This is a genomic window from Amycolatopsis sacchari (assembly GCF_900114035.1).
In the GTDB taxonomy this organism is placed as follows: Bacteria; Actinomycetota; Actinomycetes; order Mycobacteriales; family Pseudonocardiaceae; genus Amycolatopsis_E; species Amycolatopsis_E sacchari.
Genome location: NZ_FORP01000012.1, coordinates 111,769 through 128,759, shown reverse-complemented (window position 1 = coordinate 128,759; position 16,991 = coordinate 111,769). Strand labels below are relative to the sequence as shown.

At 69.6% G+C, this 16,991-nt stretch carries 15 protein-coding genes; 7 read left to right on the top strand and 8 right to left on the bottom strand.

Translation table 11 applies throughout. From position 1 onward, the window contains the following. Window position 1: 1 nt before the first annotated feature. Together BMZ92_RS20715 and BMZ92_RS20710 are read right to left on the bottom strand one after the other, a co-directional pair. On the bottom strand, window positions 2-448 hold the full coding sequence (locus tag BMZ92_RS20715; RefSeq protein WP_091510160.1) for an SRPBCC family protein: 447 nt from the start codon (window positions 446-448) through the stop codon (window positions 2-4). 29 nt (window positions 449-477) lie between these two features. Then, window positions 478-951 carry a hypothetical protein gene (locus BMZ92_RS20710; protein WP_091510157.1) on the bottom strand — a complete coding sequence of 158 codons (474 nt, stop codon included), beginning with the start codon at window positions 949-951 and terminating at the stop codon, window positions 478-480. A gap of 50 nt (window positions 952-1,001) precedes the next feature. On the opposite strand from BMZ92_RS20710, the gene BMZ92_RS20705 reads away from it, so the two are divergent. Continuing rightward, a complete protein-coding gene (locus BMZ92_RS20705; protein WP_091510155.1) occupies window positions 1,002-2,225 on the top strand; it encodes an APC family permease in 1,224 nt (407 codons plus the stop codon). Here BMZ92_RS20705 and BMZ92_RS20700 read toward each other — a convergent pair. Further along, window positions 2,186-3,286 carry an NAD(P)H-dependent flavin oxidoreductase gene (locus BMZ92_RS20700; protein ID WP_091510152.1) on the bottom strand — a complete coding sequence of 367 codons (1,101 nt, stop codon included), beginning with the start codon at window positions 3,284-3,286 and terminating at the stop codon, window positions 2,186-2,188. The genes BMZ92_RS20705 and BMZ92_RS20700 overlap by 40 nt on opposite strands. Before the next feature lie 9 nt (window positions 3,287-3,295). Then, a complete protein-coding gene (locus BMZ92_RS20695) occupies window positions 3,296-4,891 on the bottom strand; it encodes an acyl-CoA synthetase (protein ID WP_091510150.1) in 1,596 nt (531 codons plus the stop codon). A 57-nt stretch (window positions 4,892-4,948) separates the two neighbouring features. Here BMZ92_RS20695 and BMZ92_RS20690 point away from each other — a divergent pair, with 57 nt between their 5' ends. Next, entirely contained in the window at window positions 4,949-5,737 is a 789-nt protein-coding gene (locus BMZ92_RS20690) for a crotonase/enoyl-CoA hydratase family protein (protein WP_091510148.1), read from the top strand. A gap of 557 nt (window positions 5,738-6,294) precedes the next feature. Here the strand turns inward: BMZ92_RS20690 and BMZ92_RS20685 are convergent. After that, complete coding sequence (locus tag BMZ92_RS20685) at window positions 6,295-7,839, bottom strand: acyl-CoA synthetase (RefSeq protein ID WP_091510145.1); 1,545 nt, start codon at window positions 7,837-7,839, stop codon at window positions 6,295-6,297. A gap of 79 nt (window positions 7,840-7,918) precedes the next feature. On the opposite strand from BMZ92_RS20685, the gene BMZ92_RS20680 reads away from it, so the two are divergent. Genes BMZ92_RS20680 through BMZ92_RS20670 form a run of 3 tightly spaced genes read left to right on the top strand, consistent with a single transcriptional unit; the run spans window position 7,919 to window position 11,070 of the window. After that, complete coding sequence (locus tag BMZ92_RS20680; RefSeq protein ID WP_245783163.1) at window positions 7,919-8,875, top strand: Zn-ribbon domain-containing OB-fold protein; 957 nt, start codon at window positions 7,919-7,921, stop codon at window positions 8,873-8,875. An 11-nt stretch (window positions 8,876-8,886) separates the two neighbouring features. Further along, window positions 8,887-9,903, top strand: coding sequence for a thiolase domain-containing protein (locus BMZ92_RS20675; RefSeq protein ID WP_091510143.1), 1,017 nt, complete (start codon window positions 8,887-8,889; stop codon window positions 9,901-9,903). Next, window positions 9,904-11,070: a thiolase domain-containing protein gene (locus BMZ92_RS20670; protein ID WP_091510141.1), complete on the top strand. Its 1,167-nt coding sequence runs from the start codon at window positions 9,904-9,906 to the stop codon at window positions 11,068-11,070. Window positions 11,071-12,293: 1,223 nt separating this feature from the next. On the opposite strand, the gene BMZ92_RS20665 is transcribed toward BMZ92_RS20670, so the two are convergent. After that, window positions 12,294-13,457 carry a steroid 3-ketoacyl-CoA thiolase gene (locus BMZ92_RS20665; RefSeq protein WP_091510138.1) on the bottom strand — a complete coding sequence of 388 codons (1,164 nt, stop codon included), beginning with the start codon at window positions 13,455-13,457 and terminating at the stop codon, window positions 12,294-12,296. Window positions 13,458-13,707: 250 nt separating this feature from the next. Between BMZ92_RS20665 and BMZ92_RS20660 the strand changes: the two genes are divergently transcribed. Continuing rightward, window positions 13,708-14,934: a cytochrome P450 gene (locus tag BMZ92_RS20660; protein WP_091510136.1), complete on the top strand. Its 1,227-nt coding sequence runs from the start codon at window positions 13,708-13,710 to the stop codon at window positions 14,932-14,934. A gap of 10 nt (window positions 14,935-14,944) precedes the next feature. Here the strand turns inward: BMZ92_RS20660 and BMZ92_RS20655 are convergent, their stop codons facing one another. Beyond that, window positions 14,945-16,018 (bottom strand): alkene reductase, encoded by a 1,074-nt coding sequence (locus tag BMZ92_RS20655; RefSeq protein ID WP_091510134.1) that lies wholly within the window; start codon window positions 16,016-16,018, stop codon window positions 14,945-14,947. 102 nt (window positions 16,019-16,120) lie between these two features. On the opposite strand from BMZ92_RS20655, the gene BMZ92_RS20650 reads away from it, so the two are divergent. Beyond that, complete coding sequence (locus tag BMZ92_RS20650) at window positions 16,121-16,492, top strand: MerR family transcriptional regulator (protein ID WP_091510132.1); 372 nt, start codon at window positions 16,121-16,123, stop codon at window positions 16,490-16,492. A gap of 20 nt (window positions 16,493-16,512) precedes the next feature. Here BMZ92_RS20650 and BMZ92_RS20645 read toward each other — a convergent pair whose 3' ends face one another. Then, on the bottom strand, window positions 16,513-16,920 hold the full coding sequence (locus BMZ92_RS20645) for a winged helix-turn-helix transcriptional regulator (RefSeq protein WP_091510354.1): 408 nt from the start codon (window positions 16,918-16,920) through the stop codon (window positions 16,513-16,515). Window positions 16,921-16,991: the final 71 nt, after the last annotated feature.

Here is a 16,991-nt window from a genome sequence, read left to right as displayed (position 1 = left end):
GCTAACTGCCGGAGCTCACCGGGAACATTCCCACGAGCCGGTCGAGGGTGGCCTCGATCCCCTGCTTGTTCTTCCGCGGGAAGAAGCTCACGCTGATCAGCAGCGGGATCCGGGCCGTCGACCAGTCGAACGTCTCCGTGACCTTCGTGCCGCCCTCGACCGGTTCGAGCCGCCACCGCCAGCGGTGGCCGTTGAAGTGCCGCCACGCGATGAGGCGGTTCTCCTCGTACTCGACGACCGTGTTGAGGATCTTGTACGGCGCGCCGAGCTTCATGTCCATGCCGAACTTCGTGCCGAGTTCGAGTTTCTCCGGCCCACCGGGCTGCGCGCCCCGCACGGTGCCGGACCCGTCGAGCAGCGCGTGCTTCGACGGGTCGGTGAGCAGGGCGAAGATCTCCTCGGGGGCGGCCGCGACGACGCGCGTGCCCGACACCTGGCGGGTTCCCATGCGGGCAGCTTACTCGGCGGTAACTTGGCTCACCGGTTCTGTTTCAGGCTGACCAGCACCACCTTGCGCTGCCCGAGCGGTTCGCTCAACGGCACGGACACCAGCGGGTAGCGGATGTCCATCGTGCACATCCGTCCCTGCATGTTGGACTGGGTCTCCCGCAGGTTCACGACCACCTGCTCGGCGGTCTCCTGCTGCACCTCCCCCGTGGCGCGCCCGCAGCCGCCCTCCTCGGCCCGGATGTAGAGCACCTTCCCGTCCGCGGAGACGGACACCTGGCGCGGGTAGTCCTCCGACAGCTTGCTCACGTCGAGCTGGGACGCGGGCACCGGCACGCTGCCCTGCGGCGGCTGCTGCGAACCACCGGGCCGCGTCGGGACCTCCGGCCAGGGCGACGCCGACGTCGAAGGCGGCGGTGTGGGTCCCGCGGCCGGCGGAACGGACGCGGGCCGCTCCCCGCACGCGGTCGCGGTGATCAGGACGATTCCGATTCCGGCGAGCATTCCTTTCCACCTCATGCCCGGAAGACGGAACGGGACACCCGCGGGGTTGCATGGTGTTGGATGTGGCCGTGACTGAGCTGAAGCGGCGGCTGGGGACGGGCGACGCGGTGGTCATCGGCCTGGGTTCGATGATCGGTGCCGGGGTGTTCGCAGCCTTCGCCCCGGCCGCGCGAGCTGCGGGAACGTGGTTGCTGGCGGGGCTGGCGATCGCGGCGGTCGTCGCGTACTGCAACGCGACCTCGTCGGCCCGGCTCGCCGCGCGGTACCCGTCGTCCGGCGGGACGTACGTGTACGGCCGGGAACGGCTGGGCGAATTCTGGGGGTACCTGGCGGGCTGGGGGTTCGTCGTCGGGAAGACCGCCAGCTGCGCGGCGATGGCACTGACCGTCGCCGCGTACGTGGCGCCCGAACGCTGGCGGCCGTATGTCGCGGCAGCGGTGGTGCTGGCGCTGACGGCGCTCAACTACCGGGGCGTGCAGCGGTCCGCGCTCGCCACCCGCGTCATCGTGTCCGTGACGCTGCTCGTGCTCGCCGCGTCGGTGGCGGCGATGTTCGCCACGGGGCACGGCGATACGGGTTCGACGGCCTTCTCGCCCGGCGGGGTGCTGCAGTCCGCCGGGCTGCTGTTCTTCGCCTTCGCGGGCTACGCGCGGATCGCGACGCTCGGCGAGGAGGTGCGTGACCCGGCACGGACGATCCCCCGCGCCATCCCGATCGCGCTCGCCTTGACGCTCGTCGTCTACGTCGCGGTCGCACTCGCCCTGTTGTGGCGCCTCGGCCCGGCGCAACTCGCGTCCTTTGTGGACCCAGTGGCGCAGGCGGTGCCGTCAGGGATGGCGCCCGTGGTCCGCGCCGGCGCGGCGCTGGCCGCGCTCGGTTCGCTGCTGGCGCTCGTCCTCGGGGTCTCGCGGACCACGTTCGCGATGGCGCGGAACGGGCACCTGCCGCGGGTGCTGGCCGCCGTGCACCCGCGGTTCGGGGTGCCGCACCGCGCCGAACTCGCGGTCGGGCTCGTCGTCGCGGTGCTCGTGCTGTTCACGGACCTGCGTGGTGCGATCGGCTTCTCGTCCTTCGCGGTGCTGACCTACTACGCGATCGCCAACGCCAGCGCGTGGACGCTGCGCCGGTCCGCGGTGCCGGTGGTGGGACTCGTCGGCTGCGTGGTGCTCGCGTTCAGCCTGCCCGTGTCCTCGGTGGTGCTCGGCTGCGCGGTGCTGGCCGCCGGCGTCCTCGTCTACCTCGTCTTTTCCAGGCGCGCCAAGGCTTCCTCGTAACCGCTGAGCAGGTCCTCGATGATCTCCGCGACCGGGCGGACGCGGTCGATGCGGCCGATGATCTGCCCGGCGGGCATCGACACCAGCTCAGGGTCGTTCGTCTCGTGCAGGCGGTTGTGCGCGGGCGAGACGAGCAGGTTCTGCAAGGGCATCGGCAGCGGCTCCGGGGCGTCCGGCGCGGCCCACGCCTGGGTCCAGCGGGTCTTGAGCAGGCGCGCGGGTTTGCCGGTGTAGATGCGGGTGCGCACGGTGTCGGACGAGGTCGCCCGCACGAGCGCGGTCTGCATGGCCGCCGACGCCGGCATCGTCTGGAGGTATTCCTCCGTCGCCAGCCACAACGAACCCGTCCACACACCCGCCGCACCGAGCGCGAGCGCCGCGGCCACCTGCCGTCCCGAGCCGATGCCCCCGGCGGCGAGCACGGGCGCGTCCACGGCGTCGACGATCTCGGGCAGCAGCACCATCGAGCCGATCTCGCCCGTGTGCCCGCCGGCCTCATACCCTTGCGCCACAACGAAATCCACGCCGTTGCGGACGTGCCGCCGGGCGTGCTCGGCCTTGCCCGCGAGTGCCGCGACGGGGACGCCGTGTGCGTGTGCCTGCTCGATGACGTCCACCGGCGGTGAGCCCAGGGCGTTGGCGATGAGCTTGATCGGGTGCCGCAACGCCACCTCGACGTGTGAGCGTGCGACCGAGTGCAGCCAGCCCAGCACACCGGCGCGCTGCTCGGCGTCCTCCGGCAGCTCGGGGACGCCGAGGTCCTTCAGCGTGCGCTCGACGAACGCCTTGTGCTCCTCGGGGATCAGCTTGTCCAGGTCGACCTGCGTGCCTTCGGTCGGGACCTTCGCCGGCATCACGACGTCCACGCCGTACGGCCTGCCTCCGGTGTGCTCGTCCATCCAGTCCAGCACGCGGTCCAGCTCGTCGGCGTCGTTGAACCGGACGCAGCCGAGCACGCCGAGCCCGCCGGCCTTGCTGATCGCCGCGGCGACGTGCTCGGACGGCGTGAAACCGATGATCGGGTGCTCGATGCCGAGCGTGTCGCACAGGGCGGTGTGCATGCGCCTCTCCTACTTCGCTGGCGGGTGTTCGGCGGCGTAGCGCTGGGCCCACGGGTAGTCGGGTTTCCCGCTGGGCAGGCGCCCGACGCGGTCGGCGAGCCAGATCGTGCGGGGCACCTTGTACCCGGCCAGCTCGCCGCGCACATGTGCTTCGATCGAGTCGAGGTCGGGCTTTTCCCCTTGGCGCGTCTCGATGATCGCGGCGACCCGCTGCCCGAGCCGCTCGTCCGGCACGCCGATGACGAGCGCGTCGAAGACGTCGGGGTGGGACTTCAGCGCGCCTTCTACCTCTTCGGGGAAGACCTTTTCGCCGCCGGTGTTGACGCACTGCGAACCGCGGCCGAGCAGCGTGACGGTGCCGTCTTCCTCGTAGCGCGCGTAATCGCCGGGGACGACGTAACGCGCTCCGTCGATGTCGACGAAGATCTGCTCGCTCTTCACCGGGTCCTTGTAGTAGCCCAACGGCACGTGCCCGCGCCTCGCGATGCGCCCGGTCGCGCCGGGTTCCTTGGGCACCACGCGGTTTTCGTCGTCGAGGAGCACGGCGTCCTTGCCGAAGTTCACGCGCGGGCCCGCCGAGTGGTCGGCGTCCTTGGCCACCATGCCGATGCCGGTGAAACCGCTTTCCGACGAACCGATCGCGTCGGTCAGCACGATGTTCGGGAAGGCCTTGAGGTACTCCTGCTTGACCGACTGGGAGAACAGCGCGGCGTGGCTGGAGACGGCGACGAGCGACGAGGCGTCGTAGCCGCCGCGGTGGTAGGCCTCGATGAGCGGACGGGCCATCGCGTCCCCGACGATGGTGAGCACCTGGACCTTGTGCTCGACGACGTTGCGCCAGATCTCGTCGGCGTCGAACTGCGGCACGAACACGACGGTGCCGCCGCCGAAGAGGGCGCCGAACGCGGCCCACTGCGCGGCGCCGTGGATCAGCGGCGCGGCGGGCAGGCGGACGAGCGCGCCCTGCTTGCCGTTCTCGGCGAGCGTCCACTCGTCGGGCACGTACTCGCCGGTGACGAAGTCGATACCGCCACCGAGCGCGCGCCACACGTCCTCGTGACGCCACACCACGCCTTTCGGGTAGCCCGTGGTGCCGCCCGTGTACAGCATGTAGATGTCGTCGGAGCTGCGTTCCCCGAAGTCGCGTTCGTCGGAGGACTCCGCCAGCGCCGTCTCGTACGGGACGCCGTCGAAGGGGGTCCCGCTGTCGTCCTCGACGACTACAACGTGTTTCAGTTTCGGGGCGTCCGGGCGCACGTCGGCGACCTTGTCCGCGTAGCGCTGCTCGTGCACGAGCGCGACGAGGTCGGCGTTGGTGAACAGGTAGCGCAGCTCGCCCCGCACGTAGCGGTAGTTGACGTTGATCGCGATGGCCCGCAGCTTGTACGCCGCGTACATCGCTTCGATCATTTCGATGGAGTTTCGCGAGTACACGCCGATGTGGTCGCCCTTGCCCACCCCCTGCGCGGCGAGGTGGTGCGCGAGCCGGTTGGCGCGCCGGTCCAGCTCCGCGTACGTGACCTGACGGCCGGCGCACACGACCGCGGGACGATCCGGCACGGCGTCGACGGCGTGCTCGAGGAGATCCGCGATGTTGTAAGCCACTCAGCCAAAGTAGAACATGTTATTGTTTTGGGCAATGGTCCTGAGCTGGAGGTGGCGATGACCGAGCCGCACGCCCTGGTGGAACAACGCGCGCACACGCTCGTGGTGACGCTCAACCGGCCGGAGGCGAGGAACGCGATCACCGGCGAGATGATGGAGATCCTCGTTTCGGCGTGGGACCGGGTGGACCAGGACCGCTCGATCAGGTGTTGCGTGCTCACCGGTGCGGGTGGCGCGTTCTGCGCGGGTGCGGACCTGAAGTCGATGGCGCGCAACTCCCCCGCCGATTCGTACGAGCGGGGGACGTTCGACCCCGGCCGCATCGAGGGGCTGCTGAAGGGGCGGCGGCTGACGAAACCGTTGATCGCGGCGGTCGAGGGCCCGGCGATCGCGGGTGGGACGGAGATCCTGCAGGCCACGGACATCCGCATCGCCGGGGAAAGCGCGCGGTTCGGGGTGTCGGAGGCGCGGTGGGGGCTGTTCCCGATGGGCGGTTCGGCGGTGCGGTTGCCGCGGCAGATCCCGTACACGCTGGCGGCGGAGATGCTGTTGACGGGCAGGCACCTCACGGCGGCGGAGGCGCTGGCGGCGGGGCTGATCGGCCGGGTCGTGCCGGACGGGACGGCGCTGGACGTGGCGCTGGAGGTGGCCGAGCGCATCGCGGAGAACGGCCCGCTCGCGGTGGAGGCGATCCTCAGGACGATGCGGGACACGGAGGGCATGCACGAGGAGGAGGCGTTCAAGCTGGAGGCCCAGTACGGGCTGAAGGTCTTCCAGTCCGCCGACGCGAAGGAGGGCCCCCGCGCCTTCGCGGAGAAACGCAAGCCCCGCTTCGAGGGGCGGTGAGACGGGGGTTTGTGGGTCGCGACGCGCGGCGGCGCGGTGAGAGGGGTGATGCTGTGGCCTCGCGACGTGGGGACGGTGGATCCGCGGAGGCCGACGCGCAGCCTTGAAAACGGCGCCGCCGGGGGCTCACAGGTGGCGACGTGGGGCCGGTGGATCCGCAAAGACCGACGCGCAGCCTTGAAAACGGCGCCGCCCTGGCCTCACAGGTGGCGACGCGGGAACGGCGCAACCGCAAAGGCCGACCCGCAGCCTTGAAAACGGCACCCCCCTGGCCTCACAGGCGGCGACGCGGAGACGACGCAACCACAAAGGCCGACCCGCAGCCTTGAAAACGGCGCCGCCGGGGCCTCGCCGGGCGGGGCGCTGAGCTGCTGGCGGCCGCGACGGGATGAACGGTCCATTCATGCCTTCACCGTTCGGTGCGGGGCCCCTCATCGGGTCGAGAACTGCCTCAGAGAATTTGGCGAGCGCTGCCACTCACGGCTGCATGAATGGTCCGTTCACGCCACCACCGCTCGCCCCCGCTACCAAACCCCCTCAAACACCCTACCCCCACCTCAAATCGCCCGCTCGCGGCCCTCCCAGTACGGATCCCGCAGCTTCCGCTTGTACAGCTTCCCGTTCGGATCGCGCGGGAGCTCCGCCACGTAGTCCACCGACTTCGGCAGCTTGAACTTCGCCAGCCGCGCCCGCGCGTACTCCAGCAGCTCCGCGGTCAGCTCGTCCCCCGCCACAACCCCCTCCGCCGGCTGCACGACCGCCTTGATCTCCTCGCCCCAGTCGTCGTGCGGGACGCCGAACACCGCGACGTCCGCCACCTTCGGGTGCATCACCAGCTCGTTCTCGATCTCCGCCGGGTAGATGTTCACGCCGCCGGAAATGATCATGTCGTTCTTGCGGTCGTGCAGGAACAGGTAGCCGTCCTCGTCGAGGTACCCGACGTCCCCGAGCGTGAACAGGTCCCCCACGCGCGCCTTCTCCGTCTTCGCCTTGTCCTTGTGGTACTCGAAGGTCGACGTGCCCATCCGCATGTACACCGCACCCGGCTGCCCCGGCGGCAGCTCGTTGCCGTCGTCGTCGAGGACCTTGACCACCGAACCGGGCCACGGCCGCCCCACCGAACCCGGCTTCCGCAGCCACTCCTCCCCGCTGATCACGGTGCCCCCGCCCTCGGTCGCGGCGTAGTAGTCCGTCACCACCGGCCCCCACCACTCCAGCATCCGGCGCTTCACCTCCGGCGGGCACGGCGCCGCGCCGTGGATCATGTTCCGCAGCGACGACACGTCGTACCCCTTGCGCACCTCCTCCGGCAACGCCAGCAGACGGCGGAACTGCGTCGGCACCATGTGGCTGTGCGTGACGCGGTACCGCTCGATCAGCCGCAGCATCTCCTCGGGCTCCCAGCGGTCCATCAGCACCACGGGATGCCCGAGCTGGATGGAAATCGTCGCGAAGTTGAGCACCGCGGTGTGGTACAGCGGCGAACCGCACAGGTGCACGTGCCCGTCGAACGGTTTCAGCCCGAAGATGCCGAAGAACCAGGCGGACGCGGCGGGCACCTCGTCGGGATCGGCTCCCGTCAGCGGCCGCCGCACCCCCTTGGGCCGCCCGGTCGTCCCCGACGTGTACAGCATCGGCGAGCCCGCGGTCCGCCGCGGCGGCCGCCCCTGCCCGTCCGCGCCCAGCTCGGACACCGGGCGGAACCCCTCGATCTGCCCCACCGCGAAGCGCCCCTCCGCGGGCAACCCCGCTTCGTCTGCGGCAGCCACGGCGGCTTCGGCGAACCGTTCGTGCGCCAGGAACGCCTTCGCACCACTGTCGGTGAGGATGTAGGCGATCTCGTGCCCGACCAGGTGCCAGTTGACCATCACCACGTACAGCCCGGACTGGATCGCGGCGAAGTACGCGGCCAGCAGCTCGTGGCTGTTGGGCTGCAGGACGACCACGGCGTCCCCGGTCTCCAGGCCCAGCTCCTGGAGACCACGCGCGTACGCGTCGGCCTTGCCGGCGAGCGTCCCGTAGTCGATCTCGGTGCCGTCGGGGTCGATGACCGCCGTCGTGCCCGGTTCCTCCGCCGCGATCCGCCACAGCCCAGTCGTCATGAGTCCAAATCTAGAACGTGTTCCACATACGGGCAAGTGCGTCTTGCCGCTATTTCGAGAACGTGTTTCACTTCCAGATGTGGCTACTGTGCTGTCAGCTCCGCTCGACGTCGGCTTCGACTACACGCGCTCGCTCGGGCCGGTGCTCGGGCGCTTCGTCCAGGGCCTGCGGGAACGCCGCATCGAGGGCGTCCGCGGCTCCGACGGCCGGGTGCACGTGCCGCCGGTCGAGTACGACCCGGTGACCGCCGAACCGCTCACCGAGTTCGTCCCGGTCGGCACCGAAGGCACGGTCCTGTCGTGGTCGTGGATGGCGGAACCCCTTGAAGGACAACCACTTCAACGCCCGTTCGCGTGGGCGCTGGTCAAGCTCGACGGCGCCGACACGGCGATGCTCCACGCCGTCGACGCGGGCTCCCCCGATCGCGTCCACACCGGACTGCGTGTCCGCGTCCGCTGGGCGGATGAGCGCGTGGGGCACATCCGCGACATCGCCTACTTCGTGCCCGCCGACGCACCCGACGGCACCGCGCCCGAACCACCACCGGCAGCGGACCGCGACGGCATCATGATCACGCCGGTGCACCTGCACTACGAGCATTCCGCGTCACCGGAGGAAAGCCTGTACCTGCGCGGACTCGCCGAGGGACGGCTGATCGGCCAGCGGTGCCCCGCGTGCGGCAAGGTCTACATCCCGCCGCGCGGCGCGTGCCCGGTCGACGGCGTGCCGACCGCGGAAGAGGTCGAGCTGCCCGACACGGGCATCGTGACCACGTTCTGCATCGTCAACGTGCCGTTCCTCGGGCAGCGCATCAAACCGCCGTACGTCGCGGCGTACATCCTGCTCGACGGCGCCGACATCGCGTTCCTGCACCTCGTGCTCGGGTGCGACGCGTCCGAGGTCCGCATGGGGATGCGCGTGCGCGCGGCGTGGAAACCCCGCGACCAGTGGTGGACGAGCCTGGAGAACATCGACCACTTCGAGCCGACCGGCGAGCCGGACGCGCCGTACGAGTCCTTCGCCCACCACCTGTGAGAGGTGCACCGATGTCAGATGTCGCCGTGATCGCCTTCGCGCAGGCACCGAACGTCCGCCGCACCGAGGGCACCACCAACGGGGTGGAAATGCTGGTACCCATCTTCGCCGAGGTGTTCCAGCGCACCGGTCTGTCCAAGGAGGACATCGGGTTCTGGTGCTCGGGCTCGTCGGACTACCTCGCGGGCCGGGCGTTTTCGTTCATCTCGGCGGTCGACGCGATCGGCGCGTTCCCGCCGATCCACGAGTCGCACGTGGAGATGGACGCCGCGTGGGCACTGTACGAGGCGTGGTTGAAGATCCGGATGGGCGAGGTCGAAACCGCGCTGGTGTACGGCTTCGGCAAGTCCTCGGCGGGCCAGCTGAGGAGGGTGTTGTCCCTGCAGCTCGACCCGTACACGGTCGCCCCGCTCTGGCCCGACTCGATCAGCATCGCAGCGCTGCAGGCACGCATGGGGCTCGACGCCGGACTGTGGAGCGAGAAGGACCTCGCTGAAGTCGCCGCACAGTACCGCGGGAGCGATGCGTCGTCCCTTTTGGACGAACCATATCTCGCTGATCCCTTGCGGCGTCACGACGTCGCCCCGATCACTGACGGTGCGGCCGTCATCATCCTCGCTTCCGCACAGCGGGCGAAGGAGTTCGCCGAACGGCCCGCGTTGATCACCGGGATCGAGCACCGTGTCGACTCACCCGTGCTCGGCGCACGGGACCTGACGCGTGCTCCGTCAGCGGAGGCAGCGGCACGTGCGGCCGGCGCGGACGACGTGCAGGTCGCCGAGCTGCACGCCCCGTTCACGCACCAGGAACTGATCCTGCGCACCGCATTCGGCCTCGACGAGAACGTCCGCGTCAACCCGTCCGGAGGCACGCTGACGGCGAACCCGATGTTTTCGGCGGGCCTGGCGCGGATCGGTGCGGCGGCGGAGGAGGTCTTCGCCGGCCGCGCCGACCGGGTGCTCGCGCACGCCACGAGTGGTCCCGCGTTGCAGCAGAACCTCGTCGCGGTCATGGAAGGACTCGACTGAATGGGCAAGCAACTGGCCGCGGTGCTCGGCACCGGGCAGACCCACCACCGCGCGAAGCGGACCGACGTGTCGATGCCGGGCCTGCTGCGGGAGGCGATCGACCGTGCCATGGCCGACGCGCAGGTGGAGTGGGCCGACATCGACGCGGTCGTGCTCGGGAAGGCGCCCGATCTGTTCGAGGGCGTGATGATGCCCGAGCTGTTCCTGGCCGATTCCCTTGGCGCGACGGGGAAACCGCTGCTGCGCGTGCACACGGCGGGTTCGGTGGGCGGTTCGACGGCGTTGGTCGCGACGTCCCTCGTGCAGGCCGGGGTGCACCGGCGGGTGCTGACGGTCGCGTTCGAGAAGCAGTCCGAGTCGAACGCGATGTGGGCTTTGTCGATCATGCCGCCGTTCCAGATGCCCGTCGGGGCGGGTGCGGGCGGCTACTTCGCGCCCCACGTGCGCTCGTACATCCGCCGTTCCGGGGCACCGGAACACGTGGGCGCGATCGTCGCGGCGAAGGACCGGCGGAACGGCGCGCTGAACCCATACGCGCACCTGCGGCAGGCGGACATCACGGTGGAGTCGGTGCAGGCTTCGCAGATGTTGTGGGACCCGATTCGTTACGACGAGACCTGCCCTTCCTCGGACGGCGCTTGCGCGATCGTGCTGGGCGACGAGGCCGCGGGGGACGCCGTTCCCGGTGGCGCGGCATGGATCCACGCGACGGCGATGCGAACCGAGCCGACCACGTTCGCGGGGCGCGATCAGGTGAATCCCCAGGCAGGCCGAGACGCGGCGGCGGCGCTGTGGCGGGAGGCCGGGATCACCGACCCGCTGTCCGAAGTGGACGTCGCCGAGATCTACGTGCCGTTTTCGTGGTTCGAGCCGATGTGGCTGGAAAACCTCGGATTCATGCCGGAGGGTGAAGGCTGGAAGCTGACCGAGGCCGGGGAGACCGCGATCGGTGGCCGGTTGCCGGTCAACCCATCCGGTGGGGTGCTGTCGTCCAACCCGATCGGGGCTTCGGGGATGCTGCGGTTTTCGGAGGCGGCCAAGCAGGTGATGGGCCGTGCCGGCGACTACCAGGTGGACGGCGCGCGGATAGCGGTCGGGCACGCGTACGGCGGTGGTTCGCAGTACTTCTCGATGTGGGTGGTCGGATCGGAGAAGCCCGGCGCCTGAGGTCCCGTTTTTGTCGGTGCCTGGTGCGACACTGGCGGACATGAGCAGGTGGCAGGAGTTCGCACAGGAGGCGCTTCGTTCCGCGCGCCGGATCCGTGTGCGGTTCGAACACGCCGGCAGCAGGACGGTGAGGCCTATCGAAAGCTGACCACGTGCTCCGGCCGGACAAAGGGGGTGGGATTGATTCGCCGGTCAATCCGCCTGTACTCGTCGCCGCCGGAGTGCGATAACTGAACAACGCACCCAGGATCGCGCCTGTTCGTGATTGCTCGATGGCGTCCTCGGTCCGGGATGTGGTGGTGCTGAGGGCCGTAGTTGTCGGGCTTCCACGCCGGGTAGCGGCGCTGGTCGCGCTCGTTCGACGACGTTCCCGAGCAAGGTGCGCCAGTGCCGATCGCGGTCGCTCGCCCCGCAGGACAACGGGAGCACGCACCGGTGCCGTTGAAAGCCTTCCAGCCGGAGCCCTCACCGCTCCTCGGAAATGGAACGGTCGCCGACGCCATCAGGCACCTGCGCCGTCCCGTCGCCGCTCGGGAACGGGGCCGCCATGAGCCTCGCCGGATAACGCCGAACGGCTACCCCACCCCGAGCTTCACCTCTCGGGACTGGACAGCCGCCGGGCAACCACACCTGGGCTCGCCTACAGCGTCGTACTCCGGCGGGCGAAACCAGAGCGGCAACGGCGGAAAGCCACGAGGCGCAAGCGCTTGCACCGCGTCCCGGCATGGGCTCTGCGACCTCGGCACGCGCCGACAGCGCCAGCGGTGCTGGCATTGGGCTGGCGGCCCTGGCAGCGCACCGCCAGGACCGCACGCGCCGCAGCCTCGCCGGATTACGCCGGCAGTGCCGGTGAAACACCTCGCCAGTGCCCGGGAACGCACCGGCAGGGCCGTAGGTCGCGCCTGCAGTTCCGTGAATCGCGTTGGCGTTGCCGTCGATCGCGCCGCAACGCCGCAGATCGCGCCAGCGGTGCCGCACGCACCGGAAGCCCCAAGGGTCGCGCCAGCAGTGCCGCGGATCGCGTTGGCGGTGCCACGGATCGCGCCGGCGGTGCCCACGGATCGCGCCGGCGGTGCCGCGCAGCGCCGGAAGCCCCCGGGAACGCACCAGCTGTGCCGCGGATCGCGTCGGCGACGCCGCACGGCGCCGGAAGCCCCGGGACCGCGCCGACGGTGGCGGCGGGGCTCATGGCGCCGCGCCCAGGACAGCGCCCACCCACGCTGTCAGCACCGCTCCAGGATGGTGCCCGTCGCCAGCGCGCCGCCGGCACACATCGTGATCAGCGCGGTGCTCGCATCGCGGCGCTCGAGTTCGTGCAGCGCGGTGGTGATCAGCCGTGCCCCGGTGCTTCCCACGGGATGCCCGAGCGCGATGGCCCCGCCGTTGACGTTCACCTTCGCCGGGTCCGGCTGGTGCACCTGCTGCCACGACAACGGCACCGACGCGAACGCCTCGTTGACCTCGAACAGGTCCGGGTCCTCGATGCGCATGCCCGCGCGCCGCAGCACGCGCTCGGTCGCCTGGATCGGTCCGTCCAGGTGGTAGTAGGGCTCCGCGCCGACGAGCGCCTGCGCCACGATCCGGGCACGAGGCCGCAGGTTCAGCTCACGAGCCCTGGCCGCGTCCATGAGCAGGACGGCCGCGGCGCCGTCGGAGAGCTGGGACGAGGTGCCCGCCGTGTGCAGGCCGCCTTCGAGGACGGGCTTCAGCCCGGCCAGGCCCTCCAGCGTGGTCTCGCGCAGCCCCTGATCCTGGGTGACGAGCCGGGTTTCTCCCGTCAGCGAGCCGTCCTCGGCCGGCACCGGCGCCTTGACCGGGACGATCTCGCGCTCGAACCTGCCCTGCGCCCAGGCGGTGGCCGCCTTCGTCTGGGAGGCGAGTCCGTAACGATCGACGTCGTCGCGGGTGAGGCCCCGGCGCTGCGCGATGCGTTCGGCCGCCCGGTACTGGTCGGGCAGGTCGAGCGACCACGAGTCCGGACGTGGCTGACCGACGTCCGCCTTGCGGTTCGAACCCAGGGGCACCCGGCTCATCGCCTCGACACCACACGCGATGCCGACATCGATGGCATCCGCGGCGATGAGCCCTGCGATCAGGTGGGTCGCCTGCTGCGCGGACCCACACTGGGCGTCGATCGTGGTCGCCCCGGTGCTTTCGGGCAGCCCGGCGTGCAACCACGCCGTGCGGCTGATGTTGTTCGCCTGCTCACCGGCCTGCGTCACACAGCCGCCGATCACCTGCTCGACGAGCACGGGGTCGAGCCCCGCCCGCTCCACCAGCGCCGCCTGCGCGGCGCCCAGCAGCTCGGCTGCATGCAGCCCGGACAACCAGCCGCGGCGCCTGCCGATCGGGGTGCGCACGGCCTCGACGATGACGGGTTCGCCCACCTCGGTCTCCTTTGTCCGGAAGTACGAGAACCGATCTTCAAACTAGAACAGGTTTCACTAAAGAGCAACTGACGCCCAGGTGAGACCACATCGACCCGCAGTAGAGCAGGTATCGGTTCGACCAGCTCATTCAAGATCCTAATCGAAAAAGTAAACAGGTATCACCGAAGGGCTGTTCTGAGTTAACACCGTATGCTTCAATCGGCTCTAGAACGTGTTCCACGACGACGTGGCACCTCGGGAGGTAGCCGTGGCAACACCGATGATCCCCGCCGGCTTCGACTTCACCGATCCCGATCTGTACGCGAAACGCCTGCCGCTGGAGGAGCTGGCGGAGCTGCGGCGCACGGCCCCGGTGTGGTGGAACCCGCAGCCCCACAACCTCGCCGGCTTCGGTGACGACGGGTTCTGGGTGGTGACGCGGCACGCCGACGTCAAGGCCGTGTCCCGCGACAGCGACCTGTTCTCCTCCCAGGAGAAGCTGGCGATCATCCGCTTCGACGAATCCATGACGCCGGAGAAGATGGACGCGAACCGCCTGGTGCTGCTGAACATGGACGCACCGCAGCACACCAAGCTGCGCCGCATCGTGTCGAAGGGCTTCACGCCGAGGGCCATCTCGAGGCTGGAGGACACACTCCGCGAGCGCGCGGCCCGCATCGTGCACGAGGCGAAAGCCAAGGGCTCCGGAGATTTCGTGCAGGACGTCGCGTGCGAACTGCCCCTGCAGGCCATCGCGGAGCTGATCGGCATCCCGCAGGAGGACCGGCGGAAGATCTTCGACTGGTCGAACCAGATGGTGGGGTACGACGATCCCGAGTACGAGGTGGAACCGCTCGCCGCGTCGGCGGAACTGGTCGGCTACGCCTGGAACATGGCCGAGGAGCGCCGCCGTTGCCCGATGGACGACATCGTCACGAAACTCATCCAGGCCGATGTGGACGGTGAAGCGCTCAGCTCCGAGGAGTTCGGCTTCTTCGTCATCCTGCTTTCCGTGGCGGGCAACGAAACCACGCGCAACGCCATCACACACGGGATGAAGGCGTTCCTCGACCACCCCGACCAGTGGGAGCTGTACAAACAGCAGCGCCCCAAGACGGCCCCCGATGAGATCGTCCGCTGGGCGACACCCGTCGTGGCCTTCCAGCGCACCGCGATGGCCGACACGGAGCTGGGCGGTCAGCACATCCGCCGAGGCGACCGGGTGGGGCTGTTCTACAGTTCGGCGAACTTCGATCCCGAGGTGTTCGACCACCCGGAGCGGTTCGATGTCCTCCGGGCCGACAACCCCCACGTCGGTTTCGGCGGCACCGGCTCGCACTACTGCATCGGCGCGAACCTCGCACGGCTGGAAATCGACCTGATCTTCAACGCGATCGCCGACGAGATGCCCGGTATCCGTGAGCTGGCGCAGCCCGAGCGCCTGCGCTCGGGCTGGCTCAACGGCATCAAGCACTACCAGGTCGCCTACGCCTGAGGCATCGACGTCAGGCGGCGTACTGGTACGTGGAGTAGGTGAGGTACCCGTCGTCCCCACCCTGGTAGTACGTCGCCTCGTCGACCGGCGCCAGCGGAACCCCGACGCGGAGCCGCTCCACGAGGTCCGGGTTCGCGATGAAAGCGCGCCCGAAGCTGATGAGGTCGGCGCCGAGGCCGAGCCAGCGGTCGGCCTCGGCACGGTCGGTCTGCTTCGGGCCCATGGGCAGCACGGGGTTCATGATGAGCGCGCCGGGCCAGGCGCGGCGCAGAGCGATCAGCACGTCATCGTCGGCGGTCGCCTCGAAGTGGACGTAGGCGATCTCGAGACGCGCCAGTTCCGCCAGTAGCGCCGAGTACAGCTCAGGCACGTCGGTTTCTTCGACACCCCAGAAACCCGCGCCGGGCGACAGCCGGATCCCGGTCCTGGCCGCACCCACGGCATCGACCACCCCGGAGACAGCCTCGACGGCGAAGCGGATGCGGTTCGTCACCGAGCCGCCGTAACGGTCGGTGCGCAGGTTGGCGTTCGACGAGAGGAACTGCGAGATCAGATAGCCGTTGGCACCGTGCAACTCCACGCCGTCGAACCCGGCGTCGATGGCGCGGCGGGCGGCCTCGGCGTAGGACCGGGCGTGCTCCGGTACTTCGGAGGTCTCCAAAGCGCGCGGCACCGGCGCGGGCCGCGGTCCGCTCGGCGTGAAGACGTCTCCGGCGGCTGCGACAGCCGAGGGGCCGACGGGCTGCATCCCGGTAGTGTCGGGGTGCGAAACCCGCCCGCCGTGCATGAGCTGCGCGAAGATCCGGCCGCCGTTGGTGTGCACCGCGGCGGTGACGGGACGCCACGACGCGACCTGCTCGTCGGTGTGCAGTCCGGGCGTGCCGGGGTTGGACTGCCCGATCAGGCTCGGCTGCACCCCCTCGCTCACGATGAGCCCCGCGGTCGCCCGCTGCGCGTAGTACGCCGCCATCGAGGGCGTCGCCAGACCGCCGGCCGCGGCGCGAACCCGGGTCATCGGAGCCATTACGACACGGTTGGGCAGCGTCAGTTCGCCGAGCCGGTGTGAATCGAAAAGCGTTGGCATGTCAGAACTCCTACTGAGTGAGGCCGTCATCGGCTACGCTAGGAGCTGACATTGACGTCAGAGGTAGGCCTGAGTGCGGTAGCTCACAAGCGGGAGAACGACATGCGGATCGGCGACCTGGCGGCGCGGACGGAAGTCAGCGTCCGGTCCCTGCGCTACTACGAGGAGCAGGGATTGCTGTCGAGCACCCGCAGCGCGAGCGGGCAGCGACAGTACTCGGAGGAGCACGTCGACCGCGTGCTGCTCCTGCAGCGGTTGTACGACGCGGGGCTGTCGAGCCGCACCATCGCCGCCCTGCTCCCGTGTGTGGACCTGCCGAGCGAGGAGACGTCGGACGCCGCGTTCGAGCTGCTGCTCCGGGAGCGTGACCGCCTCTCCCGGCATATCGAGGACCTCATCCGCACGCGGGACTCGCTGGACCAGATCGTCGCGGTGAACCGCGCTCATCGCGCCACGGTGCGGGCGAGCGCCTGAGTTCCCGGGGCCGGCCGCCGCTACTGCTGACGCTGCGCCTTGGCCTCGTCATAACGGGCACGGGCGCGAGCGACCTCGGGCACTTTGCCCTCGACGAAGTCGATCAACTCGAGCAGCTTCTCCGCCGCCTCGCGACCGCTCGGCGTGAGGCTGTACTCCACGCGCGGCGGGATCGTCGGCTGCGCTTCCCGGTGCACGAAACCGTCGCGCTCCAGGGTCTGCAACGTCTGAGCGAGCATCTTCTCGCTGACCCCGTCCACCCTGCGCCGCAGCGCGTTGAACCGGAACGGTCCTTCGGCCAGCGCGGCAAGTGCCAGCGTGCCCCAGCGGCCGGTGATGTGCTCGAGGATGCTACGCGACGAGCAGGCGCGCGCGAACACGTCCGCGACCAGCTGGTCCTGCTCGAGGTCGCGCACATCTGCACTCATGTACATCACGGTACCCGGCGCCGGATCGGGATCAATGTGATTGCACTTACGTATGGTTGGTACTTTCGCAA

Excerpts from the sequence above, each read along its gene's own strand:
- BMZ92_RS20715 (WP_091510160.1), bottom strand. The coding sequence starts at position 448 with ATGGGAACCCGCCAGGTGTCGGGCACGCGCGTCGTCGCGGCCGCCCCC.
- BMZ92_RS20710 (WP_091510157.1), bottom strand. The coding sequence starts at position 951 with ATGCTCGCCGGAATCGGAATCGTCCTGATCACCGCGACCGCGTGCGGG.
- BMZ92_RS20705 (WP_091510155.1), top strand. The coding sequence starts at position 1,002 with ATGGTGTTGGATGTGGCCGTGACTGAGCTGAAGCGGCGGCTGGGGACG.
- BMZ92_RS20700 (WP_091510152.1), bottom strand. The coding sequence starts at position 3,286 with ATGCACACCGCCCTGTGCGACACGCTCGGCATCGAGCACCCGATCATC.
- BMZ92_RS20690 (WP_091510148.1), top strand. The coding sequence starts at position 4,949 with ATGACCGAGCCGCACGCCCTGGTGGAACAACGCGCGCACACGCTCGTG.
- BMZ92_RS20685 (WP_091510145.1), bottom strand. The coding sequence starts at position 7,839 with ATGACGACTGGGCTGTGGCGGATCGCGGCGGAGGAACCGGGCACGACG.
- BMZ92_RS20675 (WP_091510143.1), top strand. The coding sequence starts at position 8,887 with ATGTCAGATGTCGCCGTGATCGCCTTCGCGCAGGCACCGAACGTCCGC.
- BMZ92_RS20670 (WP_091510141.1), top strand. The coding sequence starts at position 9,904 with ATGGGCAAGCAACTGGCCGCGGTGCTCGGCACCGGGCAGACCCACCAC.
- BMZ92_RS20655 (WP_091510134.1), bottom strand. The coding sequence starts at position 16,018 with ATGCCAACGCTTTTCGATTCACACCGGCTCGGCGAACTGACGCTGCCC.
- BMZ92_RS20650 (WP_091510132.1), top strand. The coding sequence starts at position 16,121 with ATGCGGATCGGCGACCTGGCGGCGCGGACGGAAGTCAGCGTCCGGTCC.
- BMZ92_RS20645 (WP_091510354.1), bottom strand. The coding sequence starts at position 16,920 with ATGAGTGCAGATGTGCGCGACCTCGAGCAGGACCAGCTGGTCGCGGAC.